This window comes from Mycobacterium sp. MYCO198283 (assembly GCF_021213805.1).
Classification (GTDB): Bacteria; Actinomycetota; Actinomycetes; order Mycobacteriales; family Mycobacteriaceae; genus Mycobacterium.
Window position 1 is genome coordinate 57,787 of sequence record NZ_JAJQJI010000002.1, and the last position, 16,116, is coordinate 73,902.

Sequence of the window (16,116 nt, forward strand, 5' to 3'; positions counted from 1 at the left end):
GAGCTCGAGGCGCGGCCTCGGGGATGATCGATCCGTGACCGTCGCACTGTCGGTGGCCGTGGTGATCGAGCTGGCCGGCCTCATCACCCTCGGGGTCCTGCTGCTCGTCTCACGCCGCCGCCTCGCCGCCAAGAGCAAAGAGCTGCGCCGGCGCCAGCGCAGCGGCGAGCCGCGAGCACGCCGCCGCACGCCCATCGGGCTCGCGCCGCTCGCCGTCAAGACGGTGGCGAACACCGTGCACCACGCCGACGCCATCCTCCGCAAGCAGCTCGCCGGTTCCGTGCGCACCTCGATCGAGGATCTCGCCGGGTGGGCGCGGGTTGAGCGCCCGGACCTCGCCCGGATGACGGCCGACGGTCCGGTCGTCCTCGTCTTCTCCGACATCGAGGGATCGACACATCGGAACGCCTCGCTGGGCGACCGCGAATGGGTGAAGGTCCTGGAGCGGCACGAGCAGCTGGTCCGGCGGTGCGTCGCGGAGTACCGCGGCTACGTCGTGAAGAACCAGGGCGACGGCTTCATGATCGCTTTCCCCGATCCCGCCGCCGCGGTGCGGTGCTGCATCACGGCGCAGCGGGCACTGTCCAGCGACACCGCCGACGGCGTGCGGGTGCGGATGGGCGCGCACATCGGCACCTCGGTGCGGCGCGGAGACGACCTCTTCGGCCTCGACGTCGCGCTGGCGGCGCGGGTGGCCGACCTCGCCGACGGTGGTGAGATCCTCGTCAGCGACGCCCTGCGGCAGGCGATCGGCCCGTCTGACGACATCCGGTTCGGCAGGGGTCGCGACGTGGAGCTGAAGGGTCTTCCCGCCACGCAGACGGTATACCCCGTCGAGAGCCGCTAGTCCTCGGCTGCGACCAGCGAGCGCAGCCGCACCCCGAGCTCGCGTTCGACGTTCTGCAGCCGCCACTTCGTGGAGAACACCGCCAGCACGACGCCGTCGGTGCGAGTGAACACCTCGACCGACGCCTGCTTCTGCAGCATGGCGGCATCCGCGGGGTCGGCGGCGCGCGCGACCGTGTACGGCAGCGGCTCCAAACTGATCGGCGCGTTGAACTCGCCGGCCATGCGATGGCTGGCCACCTCGAACTGCATGGGCCCGACCGCGGCGAACACCGGCGCCTGGTCGCCCCGCCGGTCCGACCGCAGCACCTGGACGACGCCCTCCTGCTCGAGCTGCTCGATCCCCTTTCGGAACTGCTTGTGCTTGCTGGGGTCGGTGCCCCGCGCGACGGCGAAATGCTCTGGCGAGAAGCTCGGAATCGGCGGGAACTGCACCGGGATGTCCCGGTAGAGCGTGTCGCCGGGGCGCAGCGACGCGGCGTTGGCCAGCCCGATCACGTCGCCCGGCCACGCGGTGTCCAGCGTGGAGCGCTGCTGGCCGAACACCGACTGCGCGTACTTGGTGACGAACGGCTTGCCGGTGCTGGCGTGCGTCAGGACCTCACCGCGCTCGAAGGTGCCCGAGCACACCCGCGCGTAGGCGATCCGATCGCGGTGCGCCGAGTCCATGCCCGCCTGCACCTTGAACACGAACGCGCTGAACGGCGCGGTGACGTCACGCCGGTTGCCGTCGACGTCGAGCTGGCCGCGCGGGGACGGCGCCCATCGAGCGAGCACGTCGAGCAGTTGGTTGACACCGAAGTTGAGGACGGCCGAGGTGAAGAGGACCGGCGTCGAGCTGCCGCGCAGGAAGGACTCGTGGTCGAAGTCGGCGCCGTCGGCGCTGAGCAACTCCGACTCCTCGACCGCGGTGTCCCAGTCGTCGCCCGCGGCGTCGTGGGCGGCCGAGGCGGCGATGTGCTCCTCGGGCGCGGCGGTGGCGCCGCCGGCGGTGCGGGTGTAGCGGATGAACGTCCCGGTGCGCCGGTCGAGGACGCCCTTGAAGTCACCGGCGATGCCGACCGGCCACGTCAGCGGGGTGGTCTGCAGCTGGATCCGGTCGTGGATCTCGTCCATCAACTCCAGCGCATGGCGACCCGGGCGATCCCACTTGTTGACCACCGTGATGATCGGGATCCCGCGGTGGCGGCAGACCTGGAAGAGCTTCAACGTCTGCGGCTCAAGGCCTTTCGCGGCGTCGATCAGCATCACCGCGCAGTCGACCGCCGTCAGCACCCGGTAGGTGTCCTCGGAAAAGTCGGCGTGGCCCGGGGTGTCGAGCAGGTTGACGATGCAGGTGTCCCCGGCCTGCGTGCGGTACGGGAACTGCAGCGCCGTCGACGTGATGGAGATGCCGCGGGCCTTCTCCATCTCCATCCAGTCCGACACCGTGGCGCGCCGGCCCGCCTTGCCGTGTATGGCGCCGGCCTCGGTGATGGCCTTGGCGTGCAGCACGAGCGCCTCGGTCAGCGTCGACTTGCCGGCGTCGGGGTGGCTGATCACGGCGAACGTCCTGCGACGCTGCGCTTCGGCGGAGATGAGGTGCGCCCGCGACTCGGTGGACGTCGACACACCTGAGGCGGTAACTGTCATGACTCCGACGATGGTATGGGGCCCGCCGCCGAATGGGTAATCGCCGGGACCCGGCCGTCAGTTCACCACGGCGCGAGGTCGTACGGCGGCTCCCCCACGCCGCTGACCATGAGCTGGCCCGACGGGATCCGCTCCACCAAACGTACTGCGGCACTTCGCTGCCCGATGTGCAGCTGCGCCGGCTTACCCGCCGCGAGCTCGTCCGGCGCTCCGTAGGCGAGGCCCTGCCAGTGGTAGCGCCCGTCGATCGGGTTCAGGCGACCGGCAAGGCGCACCCGCACTCGACAGCGCAGGCCGGCGACGTCGAGCTCGGCGTCGCCGTCGAACACACCGGACTCGTCGACGGTCACAGGAAGTTGCTCCGCCGCCACATCCGACGGCCGATCCGGCTCATCAGCCCGACCTCCTCGAGGAAGGCCGCCAGCGGCGCGAAGCCGGCGCGCTGCGATTCGTGGAAGTACGGGTTGGCGCGGGCCTGCCGACGCGCCTCGCGCCCATCGAGCCCGGCGCGGCGGTATACGGCCGGATTGGTGAACAGGTAGCGGTAGAACGGCCCGCCGGCGCCGTGGATGGTGCCGAGCAGGTACCGGTTGAACGGCCGCATGCCGGGGACGTCGCGGCGGGCGCCGTCGCGGGCGAATTGGATGTGCCGCGCCTCCTCGGTGACGTGGATCCGCATCACGCGGCGCACGATGGGCTGCAGATCGGGGTCGTCGAGGATCTGCCGCTGCAGGGCGTCGAAGATCTCCTCGCCGACCAGGGCGGCGATCCACAGCACCGTCTTCTGGAACAGCAGCGGCAGCGTGTTGATGACCATTCGCTGGAATCGCGTCGGCTGGAACGCCTTTCCGCCGACCGCCTCGATGGTGCGGCCGAACATCACCATGTGGCGCGTCTCGTCACCGAGCTCGGTCAGCGAGTAGTGCGTGGACGCCGCCGTGACATCGGCGTGCATGAGCCCCCGCAGCAGCGCTTGGTTGAGGATGTTCTCGAACCACACGCCGGCCGACAACAGGTTGATGAATTCCTGGCGGGACAGCTCGATCTGCTGTTCGCGGGTCATTCCCGCCCACAGCGGTGTGCCGTAGAGCGACACCACCCGCGGCGGCAGGAAGAACTTGTCGGGGACGACCGGAGTGTCCCAGTCGATGTCGACCACCGGCGCGTAGGACTTCTTGGCCGATCCCCGCAGCAGCCGCTCGGCGAAGTCCTCCCGGCTGGGCGCTGTTCCGGTTGTGGGAGCCATGGCCATGGGGGCCTCCTGTTGGTGGAGCGACTGGTCTGCGGCGCCCGCGTCCGGGCGGCGCCACAGGTACTGAAGATACATTCTGAGTTCGTTTGTATCAACGCTCTCACCCGGGTCCTAGACTGCGGGGAACACCGCCGTCCGCAGCGGCCCCGCCGAGGAGAACCGATGAAATACACCGGCCTGCTCGCGAAGGCGGTGCAGCGTTTCGGGTCGCCGACGGCGGAGGGCAACGCCGAACGCATCCTGGACGCGGCGCTCAAGCAGTTCGAGCTGTTCGGGATCCGCCGCTCGACCGTGGAGGACATCACCCGTCGTTCCGGGTTGGCGCGCGTCACGCTGTACCGCAACTTCGCGAACAAGGACGCGATCGTCGAAGCGGTGCTCCTGCGGGAGCTCGAGCGGTTCCTGTCGGACCTGGCCGCCGAGGCCGGCGGTTACGACGGGGCGCAGGACAAGCTCGTCGAGGGGTTCGTCTTCACCTTGACCACGCTGCGAGACCATGCGCTGCTCCAGCGGCTGCTCGCGACCGAGCCCGAGACCGTGCTGCCGTTCTTGACCGTCGAGGGCGACAGCGTCGTGCGGACGGCCTCGGCGTTCCTGGCTCACCAATTGGCGGTGGCGCTACCCGAGGACAGCCGCACGCAGCTCGAGCTGCTCGAGGTCGCCGAGGTCACCGTCCGGGTGATCGTCTCGTTCGTGCTGACGCCGTCACAGAATGTCGCCCTCGGGGACGACGACGCCGCCCGATCGTTCGCTCGGCGCTACCTCGTCCCCCCGCTGCTGGGACTGGCCCGATAGCCGCACTGCGCTGACGGTCAGTCGTCCACGCCCGGTTCGTTGAGAACTGCGAGCTCGGGGTCGATGACGGTGCGCGTGCGGTTGCCGCCCCGCTTCCGTACGTCGAACATGGCCGCGACGGCGATCGTGAGGAGCTCTTCGACGACGTCGTACGCAGCCGGCTTGACGAGCGGGGCCAACGGAGTGCACACCACACCGACGCTCGCCGTCAGTCGATACTCGGCGGTGGCGACCGCGCTACGGAGTCGTTCCGCCAGGGGCGAAGGATCGACGGTATCGAAGACGTCGGCCACCCAGAACTCCGCGTCGCCGGGATGGGCCACGACGGCGTCTCGACGGGCAGTCTCGCGCAACGCGCGCGCCACGGCGACGCGGGCGCGGTCCAGGCCGGCTATTCCGTGGAGGCTCGACAGCAGGGAGTAACCGTCGAGACTGAGGACGACGACGACCAGTCGCAGATCGTCGCCGCGATTCCGGGCGCCGAGCAAGGTGGCGACCGCGTCGTAGAAACCGTCCCGGTTGAGCAGTCCGGTGAGCGGGTCGAGGTCGTTGTGCGGTGTGTCGTCGGCGATCAGCCGGATCACCATGCGGCAGGCAAAGACCGCGAAAGCGTTCACCATCACCAACAGCAAGACGATGCCGAGTGTCATCGAGACGTCCACCTCGGCCAATTCGACGGCGAGGTGCGCCGTGACGACGGCTGCGACCAGCCACACGAATGCCAGCAGTCGCAGCGAGTGGAAGAACGCCACGTAGGACGCCAAGATCGCGAACGCGGCGGTCCCGATCATCCCCAGGAGTGGAGTCGGCGCAAGCTCGCAACTCGCTGCGGCACATGCGCTGCCCACCACTACACACACCTGGGACGTGCTTCGGCTGGGCCAACTCGACCGCAGCCACAGGGCCGCCATGGCGACACAGCACGCGCCGGTGATCGCCAATGTCACCAGTCCGGCGGTGCCCCGGACGCCATAGGGGCCGGTGGCGATGATCGGCCCGATCAAACCGAGCCCGAGAATTGTCGCTGCGACCAACCGACAAGTGCGCCGTTGCAGATCGCGGGCCGCCAGGAATGCCGTCAGCCAGTAATAGTGATCACCGCTGCGCCGCCACTGACGGGTTGTGGACTTCATGCACCGCCCGAAATGTCGCAGGGGTTGCGCCGTTGCACGCTCGAACCTATCAGGGGGCGCCGGAGCCGCCGAATCGAAAGCAGGCAAACCGCTTGCCGGATGTCAGTGAAACGTCACAAAGTTCCGCTCACGCCGTTGTTGCGTAGGCAAATAGCAGAGGGACAATACCGCGCGGCTCCGCCGATTGTGCGCATCCGCAATTGCCGGGCGTCGCCGCGAAAGGAGCCGAGGTGTTGACGTGTCCGATGGCGGCCACGGCTGCGTCGGGTGCGGCCCCCATGGCCGGTGCTGATCGGCGATGCCATGCTTTCTGGCGGACGGCAGTCAGGATCGGTGGAGCCTGGGCCCGCGGTCGGCCGAACGCTCGACGAGGAAGGGACAACGGTTGCGGACCTTGGTCACCGGCGGTGCCGGGTTTCTTGGCTCACACCTGTGTGACGCGCTCGTCGACCGCGGCGACTCCGTCGTGTGCCTCGACGATCTCTCCTCAGGCCGGACCGCGAATGTTGCTCACCTGCTCTCCCACGACCGCTTCACCCTCGTCGAGGCGGACGTGCGCGCGGAGATCACGCTGCGCGGCGATTTCGACGCCGTCGCGCATCTCGCCAGCCCGGCGTCGCCACCTGACTACCTCAGCCGACCCGTCGAAACACTCACCACGGGAAGCCACGGCACACTCAACGCACTCAATTTCGCGCGAGACAACGCCGCTCGCTTCGTGCTCGCCTCGACCAGCGAGGTCTACGGTGATCCGCTGGTGCACCCGCAGCCGGAGACGTATTGGGGCAACGTCAACCCCATCGGACCGCGCAGTGTCTACGACGAAGCCAAGAGATTCGCCGAGGCGCTCGCCACCGCATATCGCAGCGCGCGAGACGTGAACGTCGGGATCGTGCGCATCTTCAACACCTACGGCCCCCGTATGCGCCCCGATGACGGCAGAGCGATAACGACCTTCATCGTTCAGGCGCTGCGCGGCACTCCGTTGACCGTGTACGGAAATGCGCAGCAGACCCGCAGCTTCTGTTATGTCGACGATTTGATTCGCGGCATCATCGCGATGCTCGACTCGTCGGAGGCGGGACCGATCAACCTCGGCAATCCGTCCGAGATGACAATTCAAGAAGTGGCCGAACACGTCATCAGGCTCACCGGATCGTCCTCGCGCATCGAACATCACCCCCTGCCGGTGGACGACCCGACGCGGCGAAAACCCGACATCGAGCGCGCCGCACAACGGCTCGGGTGGGCGCCCAGCGTGCCGATCGAACTGGGACTGCAGCGCACCATCGCGTGGTTTCGGCACCATCATGCGGAGGCCTTGGCGAGCGGCCTCGGCTCACCGCAGTAGTGCCACCGCGACCAACGCGCGTCCGGTGAAGCTAACCGATGTTCGCCTCGACTGCCGCGAGCGCCGCATCCAAGGTCGGACGCACGGTGAACAGCATCGTCAATCCGATGAGCCGCAGGGGTCGACTGGTAGCGGGTCCGTCCGCCACCACCGCGAATCCAGCCTGCCGGTGCAGTGTCTGATGTGCATCCACCAACACCTGCATTCCCGCCGCGGCGAGAAAGACGACGCGGGACAAGTCGATCACGAGCGCGGTCAGCGGCGCAGTTTGCGCCTCGTCGATCGCGCCGGCCAGCCGCGGCGCGCTCAACATGTCCAGCGTGCCGGCAACCTCGACGATGACGGTCGAACCGCGTCGGCGCGTAGACACCAGGCAGTAGGACTCTCGGTCTGTCATCGCGGCCTCCGGCTCTGCTGGTCGAATCGCCATCACATCCGCCTTCCTTTCACGAAGCGGCGTGGCAACCGATACGGCTGGTGACGCAGACAGACTGCACGTCTCCTAGTCGGAGACCGTCGAATATTAACGGCTGGGCGCAGCTGACCGGGCGGTCGTTTCGTGACGACTTCGGGACAGCCAGCAGCGCGCCGATGACGAACGCTTGCGCATGGAGCCGGCGGGTGATGGGGCCGGAATTGCGCCTGCCGCGGCTGAACGACGCTGGCGGCCACCAGCGGTGGATCAGTCCTGACGCGCGAGAGGCGTTGATGGCGGAGATGGCCGAGTCCCGCGCGTGTGAAGCCGAAGATGCGATCGTGCCGTGGCGGAACGACGCGGATCGGGGTGAGGCGATTCAGCTCCTCGTCCAACTTGGGGCTGGAATCCCTCTGGGACGGCGACGTGACCGGCTCCTATCTCGACCTGAATAGCTGGACACTCACGCTTTCCGTCAGCGACGGCCAGCCTCCGGTGCGGGTGCAGGGTCCAGCTGCGCCGCTGGTGTCCTTGTGGACCGCTACCGCGGCGCCCGGGGAAGTGGGTGCAGGATCCCCGTTTGGCCGCGCTGCTTCGTTGACTCCGCCGCCCGGGGGCGACCCATCTTGGGCGGGTGTATCCGAGCCCCGCGCAGATAGGATCAGGCTCGTGTCTGCGGCAACCGAGGTCGACACGGAGGCCACCGGGGCCGGCCTGGCCACCTCGGCGCAGGATCGTTTGACGGCTATCGCCGGTACCGACATCACGCTCCCGCACGGCGGCTATGTGGGCGCCACGAACACGCTCGCCGCTGAACTCATCGCTGCCCGGGTGGCTGATCTTGCGGACCGAGTCACCGCCGTGGCGACCGCCGCGCGGAGCAGTGTCGCCGCGGACGAAGCAACCGAGCAAGCGAACGCTGCCGCGCTGACCACGTAGGTGGGCACAAGGGAGGGGCGAAGAATGAGCACCGGCACACCCGCCTGGCCGCCAACCGGTGGTGGCGCCCCGCCGCACCAGGCTCCGCCACACAACATCCCGCCGTACGGCTGGAATCCGCCGCCGGCCGCCGGGGCCCCCGGTCCTGTCCCGCAACGCACACCGCGGCCACCGCGCATGTGGCTGTGGGCACTGGCCACCGCCGTCCTGACCGTGGCCGCCATCGCTGCGACAGCGGCCATCACCTACTCGATCGCACACACCGCGCCGAGCGCACAAGCCCCACCGCCCACCGCACCGCCGGCACCCACCTTCACCGCGGCCCAACAGGCCGACGCCAAGCAGGCCGTCTGCCACGCATTCGACGTGTCGACGGCTGGTCAGCACGCTCAAGGTGGTGTCGTCGTCGATGGCCAACCGAACCTTCCAGTGCAGCTCCGGAAGGTGTCGGGATCCTTATCCATTATCCAGGCGCTCGCCCCAGCTACGCCCGATAGCGTGGCCTCACCAGCGCGCCGGTATGTCACGGCGAACCTGGAGTTGGTAAATGCCAGCTTGGGACAGGGCAGCCTCGACGAGCTCAAGAAGCTCAATGCCGCATCAAATGACGCCACATACGCGCTGGCCGACGCGTGCGGGCTGCCGCACTGATGCCTGCGGCAAGTGACGGCGGCGACGCCACCGCTGACAACGTCAGTAAGGAAGCCGACCAGATCAAAACGTCGGCGGTGCGGGCCAATTCCGAGGCCGCCGAGCTCCGGAAAGTCTTCAATGCCGTTAAGCCGACGTCTCCGGACAACTACAAACCGTCTTTCGGCATGCCCGGCGGCGGTGACATCCACCTGCAACCCGGCCTGTACACCGGCCACTTGATCCGCCCCGGCGTCTGGCCGACCGAATCCGAGACCGAGCTTGCCCAAAGCGCAGCGAGACTCAAGAAACTCAGCGAACACCACCAAGACGCGGCAGCAGCTGCTGAACGCTCAAAGGATGAGGTATTCGCACCAGGAGGTCACTGGCCCCATGGCGACGGCGCAGACGCTGCTTTCGAACACTATGAAGCGGAGGAAAAAGCGCACAAAGCACTCGTCGGCGTTCTGGACCGAGTGGCTGCGACCCTAAACCGCCTGAGCGATCTCATCAGACTCGGAAAGCGCAATATTCGCGACGCCCACGACGCAGCGCACCGAGAGAGATCGAGGACTACCTCAACGCGCCGGGCGGCGTTCCAACCGCCCGTATCGGCGTCATCACAATGAAATACCGAACCCTGATTTATAACGCCTCACGGCGAACTGGTGACTGAGGCGCGGACGATTCTTGCTTCGCTGGCGCTGACCGAACGCCAATTCCGTGGCCACCAACACCGCGGTCAGCGGCAAGGCGGTGATGTCAGCCCGAAGCCCTGTCCGCCTCGCTCGGCCGGCAGTCCGACTTCGCGGTCGGAGTGGCCGCTCGCTGCGTCCGTGGCCGACATTCGATGCCACCGGTTCCGGCGCGTCCTCGAAGTCCCGGTACCTTTGCGCTCCTTATCGAGCCACGCTGTCGCGGACGATCCGCAGGGCCTGCGGCCATACGGCGCGGTTGGGATGAACTGTCCGCGGTCGGCCTGGCAGTCGCCGATGGCTGCTGACGCGTCCGCCTGGCTGATTTTTGCTCCTCCGACACCGTGGATGCCAGAGGCCTCACCGACGCGTTCGTCCGCCGTATCTGGGTTGCCGACGGCAACGGCGATCGGGCCCCAAACGGAAGAAGCCGCAGACCTTATCTAGGTCTGCGGCTATTCCGATGTCTTGCGACATCACTTGGTAGCGGGGACAGGATTCGAACCTGCGACCTCTGGGTTATGAGCCCAGCGAGCTACCGAGCTGCTCCACCCCGCGTTGCATCGGCAACGTTACCCAAGCGGGGGGTCGACTGCCAAATCGCGCCCTGAACAGCACCGCCAGCCGCTGCGCCACATCGTCGTCTGTCGCCCGCGCGCCGCAACTCCACGCGCTGACGGCGGTGGAGCAGACCGGTTGCGACGAGCCTGTGTGCTGACCTACCCGTCGACCCTGACGAATGTGCGCTCGCAACACAGTGGCGCCGGCGTGTCGACGTGCAGACACGCACGCTCGCGGAGATACGCGCGGCGGACACGCACGCTCGCGGGGTTGGCGCCGGATCAGCTGGTGCTGTTGTACTTGTCCATCGCGTCGTTGAGCCGCTGCAGCGCCGCGCCGTAGTCACCGAAGTTGCCGTTGCGCTGCGCCTGCTGCAGCTCGGCCATCGCCGCGTCGAGGTCGCGCAGGGCGGCGGCCTTGGCGGGCGAGAGCTGCACCGGCCCAGTGGGTGCGGGATTGGCGGCGGGCGCCCGGCTGGGAGGCGCCGCAGCGGCCTGCTGGCCGTTCGGCGGCGTGGCCGGCTGTTCGGGCTGGCCGTCGTCCTGGTTGGTCGACGAGCTGCCGTCGGCGGGCGCGGGGCCCGTCGCGGTCGCCCCCGCGCCGGCACCGAAGATCTGCGTCAGCGCCTCCGCCACGGTGGCGCCCCAGCCGATCTTGTCGTTGTACATCATCGCCACCCGGATCAGCCGCGGATACGACGACGCCGCGTCCGTGGTGCCCGGCGAGGCGTACACCGGCGAGACGTAGAGCAGCCCGCCCTGTGCCACAGGCAGCGTCAGCAGGTTGCCCCACCGGATGCGGTTCTGCCCGTCCCGCCCGATCTGCCCGAGCAAGGTGGTGACCTCGGTGTCGGTGGTGATCGCGGTGTTGGCCAACTTCGGACCGTTGACCTGGCCCGGAATGGTCAACACCGTGATCTTGCCGTACGTCTCGGGATCGGAGCTGGCGCTGACGTAGGCGGCCAGGAACTCTCGCTGGATCCAGTTCATCGCGCTGGTCAGCTGGAACGACGCCGAATTGTCGCCCTTCGCCAGGTTCTTCGCGACGATGTAGTACGGCGGCTGGTAGCTGCTGGCGGTGGGGTTGGGGTCCAGCGGGACGTCCCAGAAGTCGGCGTTGGTGAAGTACTTCACCGGGTCGTCGACGTGGTACTTGGCCAGCAGCATGCGCTGCACCTTGAACAGATCCTCCGGGTAGCGCAAATGCGCCGCCAGGTCCGCCGAGATCTCGCTCTTCGGCTTGATGGTGCCGGGGAACACCTTCATCCACGCCTGCAGCACCGGGTCGCTCTCGTCGTGCGCATACAGCGTGACGGTGCCGTCGTAGGCGTCGACGGTGGCCTTCACCGAGTTCCGGATGTAGGACACCTGCTTGTCGGGCGCCAGCCGGTTGACCGCCACCTCGTTGGAGTCGGCGGTCGCCGAGGACAGCGTCGTGAGCTGCGAGTACGGGTAGTTGTCGAGCGTGGTGTAACCGTCGACGATCCACACCATCCGCTTGTCGACGATCGCGGGGTAGATGCTGGTGTCGGTGGTCAGCCACGGCGCGACGGCCTCCACCCGCTTCGCCGGGTCGCGGTTGAACAAGATCCTGCTGTCCTGCCCGATCACGTTGGACAGCAGGAAGTTCCGCTCGGCGAAGTTCGCCGCGAACACCGCCCGGGTGAACCAGTTGCCGATCGAGACGCCGCCGCTGCCGGTGTAGGTGTAGTTGCGGGTCTCGGTGTTGGTCTCGTAGTCGTATTCGCGGTCGGGCCCGTTGCGGCCGACGATCGCGTAGTCGTCGGCGGTGCTGGCGATCACCGGCCCGAAGTAGATCCGCGGCTGGTCGAGCGGCGCCGGCCCGTCCTGCTCGACGGTGCCGTTGGGGCCGACGACGGTGGTGTCGAACTCCGGGTAGCCACCGTTGGCGGCGGGGTCGTTGGCGATGCCGCGCACGGTGTTGGCCGGCGACGCGATGAACCCGTTGCCGTGCGTGTAGACGGTGTGCCGGTTGATCCAATCGCGCTGGTTCTCGACCAGGCGGTCGGGGTTGAGCTCGCGGGCGGCCACGACGTAATCGCGCAGGTTGCCGTCGGCGCCGGTGTAGCGGTCCATCGACAGCTGCTCGGGGAAGTAGTAGAAGTTCTTGCCCTGCCGGAACTGTGTGAAGGCCGGGCTGACGATGTTCGGGTCGAGCACCCGGATGTTGGACGTGGTGGCCCGGTCGTCGCGGACCTGCTGAGCGGTGGCCGGAGCGTCGCCGCCGTAGCTGCGGTAACTCACCTTCTCGTCGGTCAACCCGTACGCATCGCGCGTCGCGGTGATGCTGCGCGCGATGTACTCGCTCTCCTTTTGGGCGGCGTTGGGCTTGACGCTGAACTGTTCGACGACCAGGGGCCAGCCTGCGCCGATGATCACCGAGCTCAGCAGCAGCAGCGCCAGCCCGATCGCCGGGATACGCAGATCGCGCAACACGATCGCGGAGAACACCGCCACCGCGCAGATCACGGCGATGACGAGCAGGATGAGCTTGGCGGGCAGCACCGCGTTGATGTCGGTGTAGCCGGCGCCGGTGAACGGCTTGCCGCCGCGGGTGTGGCTGAGCAGCTCGTAACGATCGAACCAGTAGGCCACCGCCTTGAGCAGCACCAGCACACCCACCAAGGACACCAGCTGGATACGGGCGGCGCGGCTGAGCGCCCCCGCCCGGCCGGCGAGCCGGATACCGCCGAAGATGTAGTGGCTCACCAGGTTCGCGACCAGCGCGAGGAACACCGCGACGAACAGATAGTTGAGCAGCAGCCGGTAGAACGGCAGGTCGAACGCGTAGAAGCCGAGGTCCAGGCCGAACTGCGGATCGGTGACCCCGAAGGCGCCGCCGTGCAAGAAGAGCTGGATGCGCACCCAGTAGCTCTGCGCGACGATGCCGGCCAGCACGCCGATCACCGTCGGCACGCCGATGGAGATGAGCCGCAGCCGGGTCAGCACCGCGGTGCGGTAGCGGGCCACCGGGTCGTTGGGGCCGGAGGTCGGGACGAACACCGGGCGGGCGCGGTAGGCCAGCGCCAACCCCGCGAACACGATGGCGCCGACCAGCGCCCCGACGACGAGGAACACCGCGAGGCGGGTCAACAGCACCGTGGTGAACACCGAGCGGTAGCCGAGCTCGCCGAACCACAGCCAGTCGACGAAGGTGTCGACGAAACGCGGCCCGATCAGCAGCAGCAGCACCGCCACCACGGCAATGCCGATGAGAATCCGGCTACGACGTGTCAGCTTCGGCATCCGCGCCGCCGGCCGCATTCCCACTGATAACGCTCCCGCTCAAAGGGTCGAATGATGAGCCAACTCTACGCATCGCTCGGACGGGCGATCCGCTCAGCAGCGGGCAGGTTCGCCACCGGCAGAAAGCGTTTCCAGCGACGTCACGGCCGCGTCGAGCGTCTCGACCCTGACCAGCCGCAGCCCGTCGTCCGCCGACCGCGCCTCGGCGCAGTTGCCCGCGGGCACCAGGAAGACCGAGGCGCCCGCCTCCTTGGCCGCCAGGATCTTGTGGGCGATGCCGCCGATGGCGCCCACCCTGCCCAACGCGTCGATGGTGCCGGAGCCGGCGACGAACGCGCCGCCGTTGAGTTCGCCGGGCGTGAGCTTGTCGACGACCGCGAGGCTGAACATCAGGCCGGCCGACGGCCCCCCGACGTCAGCCAGGTTGAACGTGATCCGGAACGGCGCCCACGGCGCGTCGATCAGCCCGACGCCGAGGAAGCCGTGACCACGCTCGGGGTGCTCGCCGAGCGTGATGCGCGTCTCTCCGGTGGGTTCCTTGTCGTCCTTGCGCCGGAAGTCGACGAGGATCTCCTGACCCGGTCGGGTCGCCTGCAGGATCGTCTCCAGATCGGACATCTTCGCGACCGGTTTGCCGTCGACGCCGTCGATCGCGTCGCCCGGTTGCAGCTTGCCCGCCGACGGGCCGCCGTCGTTGACCGTCTGCACCGTCACCGCCGACGGGTACTTCAGGTGACCGAGGGCGGCGTACTCGGCGTTGAACTCCGACTGCGCAAAGTCCGCGGAGTTGTCCTCGTTCACTTCCTCGGTGCTCTTGCCGGGCGGGTAGATCAGCTCGCGGGGCACCAGCTGCTCGCGGCCGGACGCCCACAGTCCGAGCGCCTCGGCGAGGCTCAGGTTGTCGAGGATCGACACCGTGGTCATGTTCAGATGGCCCTTGGTCGGATACTGCTCGACGTCGTCGCCGGAGATCTCGACGACGTCCTTGCCGTCGACCTGTCCCAGGGTGTTGACCGTAGGACCGGGCCCCTCGGCGACGAACGGCACCCGCACGCCCACCAGCAGCACCCCGAACACGACGATCGGTATCAGCGCCACCACCAGCGTGGCCATCCGCCTGTTCACGCCGCCAACCTTAGACATCGGGGCGGGGCCCGCCGTTCACCCACAGCTGATCGCGCACCTCACCGCGGCCGGGGCCAGTGGGTACCGTTGAGTCATGTCCGACCTGCCCTTCGGCTTCTCCAACGACGACCCCGACCGCGAGAAGCGCGAGAAGGAGCCGCAGCCGGATCCGTTCGGCTTCTCCGCCGGCGGCTCGGCGTTCGACATGGCCGAGCTGGGCAAGATGTTCACCCAGCTCGGACAAATGCTCAGCGGTGCCGGCGGCGCGATGGCCGGCGGCGGGTCGGCGGGTCCGGTCAACTACGACCTGGCGCGGCAGCTGGCGTCGAGTTCGCTGGGATTCGCGGCACCCATCCCGGAATCCACCACACGAGCGGTCACCGACGCGGTGCGGCTGGCCGAGACGTGGCTGGACGGCGCGACCGCGCTGCCCGCGGGCGCCAACCGCACCGCGGCGTGGACCCCGAACGACTGGGTGGACAACACCCTGGACACCTGGAAGCGGCTGTGCGACCCGGTCGCCGCGCAGATCTCGCAGGTGTGGGTGTCGGCGCTGCCCGAGGAAGCCAAGGCGATGGCCGGGCCGCTGGTGTCGATGATGACGCAGATGGGCGGCATGGCGTTCGGCTCGCAGCTCGGCCAGGCGCTCGGCACGCTGTCCCGCGAGGTGCTGACCTCCACTGACATCGGGCTGCCCCTGGGGCCGAAGGGCGTCGCCGCGCTGCTGCCCGACGCCATCGAAGCGCTGTCGGCCGACCTCGAACAGCCACGCAGCGAGGTGCTGACGTTCCTGGCCGCCCGCGAGGCCGCCCACCACCGGCTGTTCAGCCACGTCCCATGGCTGGCGAGTCAGCTGCTGGGCGCCGTCGAGTCCTACGCCAAGGGCATGAAGATCGACATGAGCGGCATCGAGGAGGCCGCCCGCGGGATCAACCCGATGGCACTCGGCGATCCCGCCGCCATGGAGCAGCTGCTCAGCCAGGGGCTCTTCGAGCCGAAGGCCACGCCGGAACAGGCGCAGGCCCTCGAGCGCTTGGAGACGCTGCTCGCCTTGATCGAGGGCTGGGTGCAGACCGTCGTCGACGACGCATTGGGCGAGCGCATCCCGGGCACCGCAGCGCTGAGCGAGATGCTGCGCCGGCGCCGCGCCACCGGCGGTCCCGCCGAACAGACCTTCGCAACCCTGGTGGGGTTGGAGCTGCGGCCGCGCAAGCTCCGCGAGGCCGCAGACCTGTGGCGCCGGCTCACCGAGGCCGTCGGGGTCGATGCCCGCGACGCCGTCTGGCAGCACCCCGACCTGCTGCCCGGTGGTGACGATCTCGACGAGCCCGCGGGCTTCATCGACCGCATCGTCGGCGGCGACACCAGCGGCATCGACGAGGCCATCGAGGCGCTCGAACGCGACGCCGACGAGGACGGTCCCGCCACCGCCTAGCTTGTGGATAACGGCTCTGCGCGCTCGTTCCCGCGTGCCAG

At 68.3% G+C, this 16,116-nt stretch carries 14 protein-coding genes and 1 tRNA gene; 7 read left to right on the forward strand and 8 right to left on the reverse strand.

Annotated features, from left to right (window positions below; all coding sequences use genetic code 11):
- Window positions 1–34 precede the first annotated feature (34 nt).
- Window positions 35–847 carry an adenylate/guanylate cyclase domain-containing protein gene (locus LV457_RS04455; protein WP_232169325.1) on the forward strand — a complete coding sequence of 271 codons (813 nt, stop codon included), beginning with the start codon at window positions 35–37 and terminating at the stop codon, window positions 845–847.
- Here LV457_RS04455 and LV457_RS04460 read toward each other — a convergent pair.
- The 3 genes from LV457_RS04460 to LV457_RS04470 form a co-directional block, all read right to left on the reverse strand.
- On the reverse strand, window positions 844–2,478 hold the full coding sequence (locus tag LV457_RS04460) for a peptide chain release factor 3 (protein ID WP_232169326.1): 1,635 nt from the start codon (window positions 2,476–2,478) through the stop codon (window positions 844–846). The genes LV457_RS04455 and LV457_RS04460 overlap by 4 nt on opposite strands.
- A gap of 62 nt (window positions 2,479–2,540) precedes the next feature.
- Entirely contained in the window at window positions 2,541–2,828 is a 288-nt protein-coding gene (locus LV457_RS04465) for a DUF4873 domain-containing protein (RefSeq protein ID WP_232169327.1), read from the reverse strand.
- On the reverse strand, window positions 2,825–3,730 hold the full coding sequence (locus LV457_RS04470) for a diiron oxygenase (RefSeq protein WP_374198728.1): 906 nt from the start codon (window positions 3,728–3,730) through the stop codon (window positions 2,825–2,827). The genes LV457_RS04465 and LV457_RS04470 overlap by 4 nt, the downstream gene beginning before the upstream one ends.
- Before the next feature lie 162 nt (window positions 3,731–3,892).
- Here LV457_RS04470 and LV457_RS04475 point away from each other — a divergent pair, with 162 nt between their 5' ends.
- On the forward strand, window positions 3,893–4,525 hold the full coding sequence (locus LV457_RS04475) for a TetR/AcrR family transcriptional regulator (RefSeq protein ID WP_232169328.1): 633 nt from the start codon (window positions 3,893–3,895) through the stop codon (window positions 4,523–4,525).
- 17 nt (window positions 4,526–4,542) lie between these two features.
- On the opposite strand, the gene LV457_RS04480 is transcribed toward LV457_RS04475, so the two are convergent.
- Window positions 4,543–5,316, reverse strand: a complete 774-nt coding sequence (locus LV457_RS04480) for a diguanylate cyclase domain-containing protein (RefSeq protein WP_232169329.1) — start codon at window positions 5,314–5,316, stop codon at window positions 4,543–4,545.
- A gap of 727 nt (window positions 5,317–6,043) precedes the next feature.
- Here LV457_RS04480 and LV457_RS04485 point away from each other — a divergent pair.
- On the forward strand, window positions 6,044–7,009 hold the full coding sequence (locus LV457_RS04485) for a UDP-glucuronic acid decarboxylase family protein (RefSeq protein WP_232169330.1): 966 nt from the start codon (window positions 6,044–6,046) through the stop codon (window positions 7,007–7,009).
- A gap of 31 nt (window positions 7,010–7,040) precedes the next feature.
- On the opposite strand, the gene LV457_RS04490 is transcribed toward LV457_RS04485, so the two are convergent.
- Window positions 7,041–7,439, reverse strand: a complete 399-nt coding sequence (locus LV457_RS04490) for an STAS domain-containing protein (RefSeq protein WP_232169331.1) — start codon at window positions 7,437–7,439, stop codon at window positions 7,041–7,043.
- 654 nt (window positions 7,440–8,093) lie between these two features.
- Here LV457_RS04490 and LV457_RS04495 point away from each other — a divergent pair.
- The 3 genes from LV457_RS04495 to LV457_RS04505 all read left to right on the forward strand — a co-directional run bounded on the left by LV457_RS04495 (window position 8,094) and on the right by LV457_RS04505 (window position 9,622).
- Window positions 8,094–8,363, forward strand: a complete 270-nt coding sequence (locus tag LV457_RS04495) for a hypothetical protein (RefSeq protein ID WP_232169332.1) — start codon at window positions 8,094–8,096, stop codon at window positions 8,361–8,363.
- Window positions 8,364–8,540: 177 nt separating this feature from the next.
- Complete coding sequence (locus LV457_RS04500; RefSeq protein ID WP_232169333.1) at window positions 8,541–9,014, forward strand: hypothetical protein; 474 nt, start codon at window positions 8,541–8,543, stop codon at window positions 9,012–9,014.
- A complete protein-coding gene (locus LV457_RS04505) occupies window positions 8,996–9,622 on the forward strand; it encodes a hypothetical protein (RefSeq protein ID WP_232169334.1) in 627 nt (208 codons plus the stop codon). The genes LV457_RS04500 and LV457_RS04505 overlap by 19 nt, the downstream gene beginning before the upstream one ends.
- A 547-nt stretch (window positions 9,623–10,169) precedes the next feature.
- On the opposite strand, the gene LV457_RS04510 is transcribed toward LV457_RS04505, so the two are convergent.
- From LV457_RS04510 to LV457_RS04520, 3 genes are all read right to left on the reverse strand, one after another.
- Window positions 10,170–10,246: transfer RNA gene (locus tag LV457_RS04510), tRNA-Met, on the reverse strand.
- A 284-nt stretch (window positions 10,247–10,530) separates the two neighbouring features.
- A complete protein-coding gene (locus tag LV457_RS04515) occupies window positions 10,531–13,539 on the reverse strand; it encodes a UPF0182 family protein (RefSeq protein WP_232169335.1) in 3,009 nt (1,002 codons plus the stop codon).
- A gap of 69 nt (window positions 13,540–13,608) precedes the next feature.
- On the reverse strand, window positions 13,609–14,640 hold the full coding sequence (locus tag LV457_RS04520; protein ID WP_232169336.1) for a PDZ domain-containing protein: 1,032 nt from the start codon (window positions 14,638–14,640) through the stop codon (window positions 13,609–13,611).
- A gap of 94 nt (window positions 14,641–14,734) precedes the next feature.
- Here LV457_RS04520 and LV457_RS04525 point away from each other — a divergent pair, with 94 nt between their 5' ends.
- Window positions 14,735–16,075 carry a zinc-dependent metalloprotease gene (locus LV457_RS04525; protein WP_232169337.1) on the forward strand — a complete coding sequence of 447 codons (1,341 nt, stop codon included), beginning with the start codon at window positions 14,735–14,737 and terminating at the stop codon, window positions 16,073–16,075.
- Window positions 16,076–16,116 lie beyond the last annotated feature (41 nt).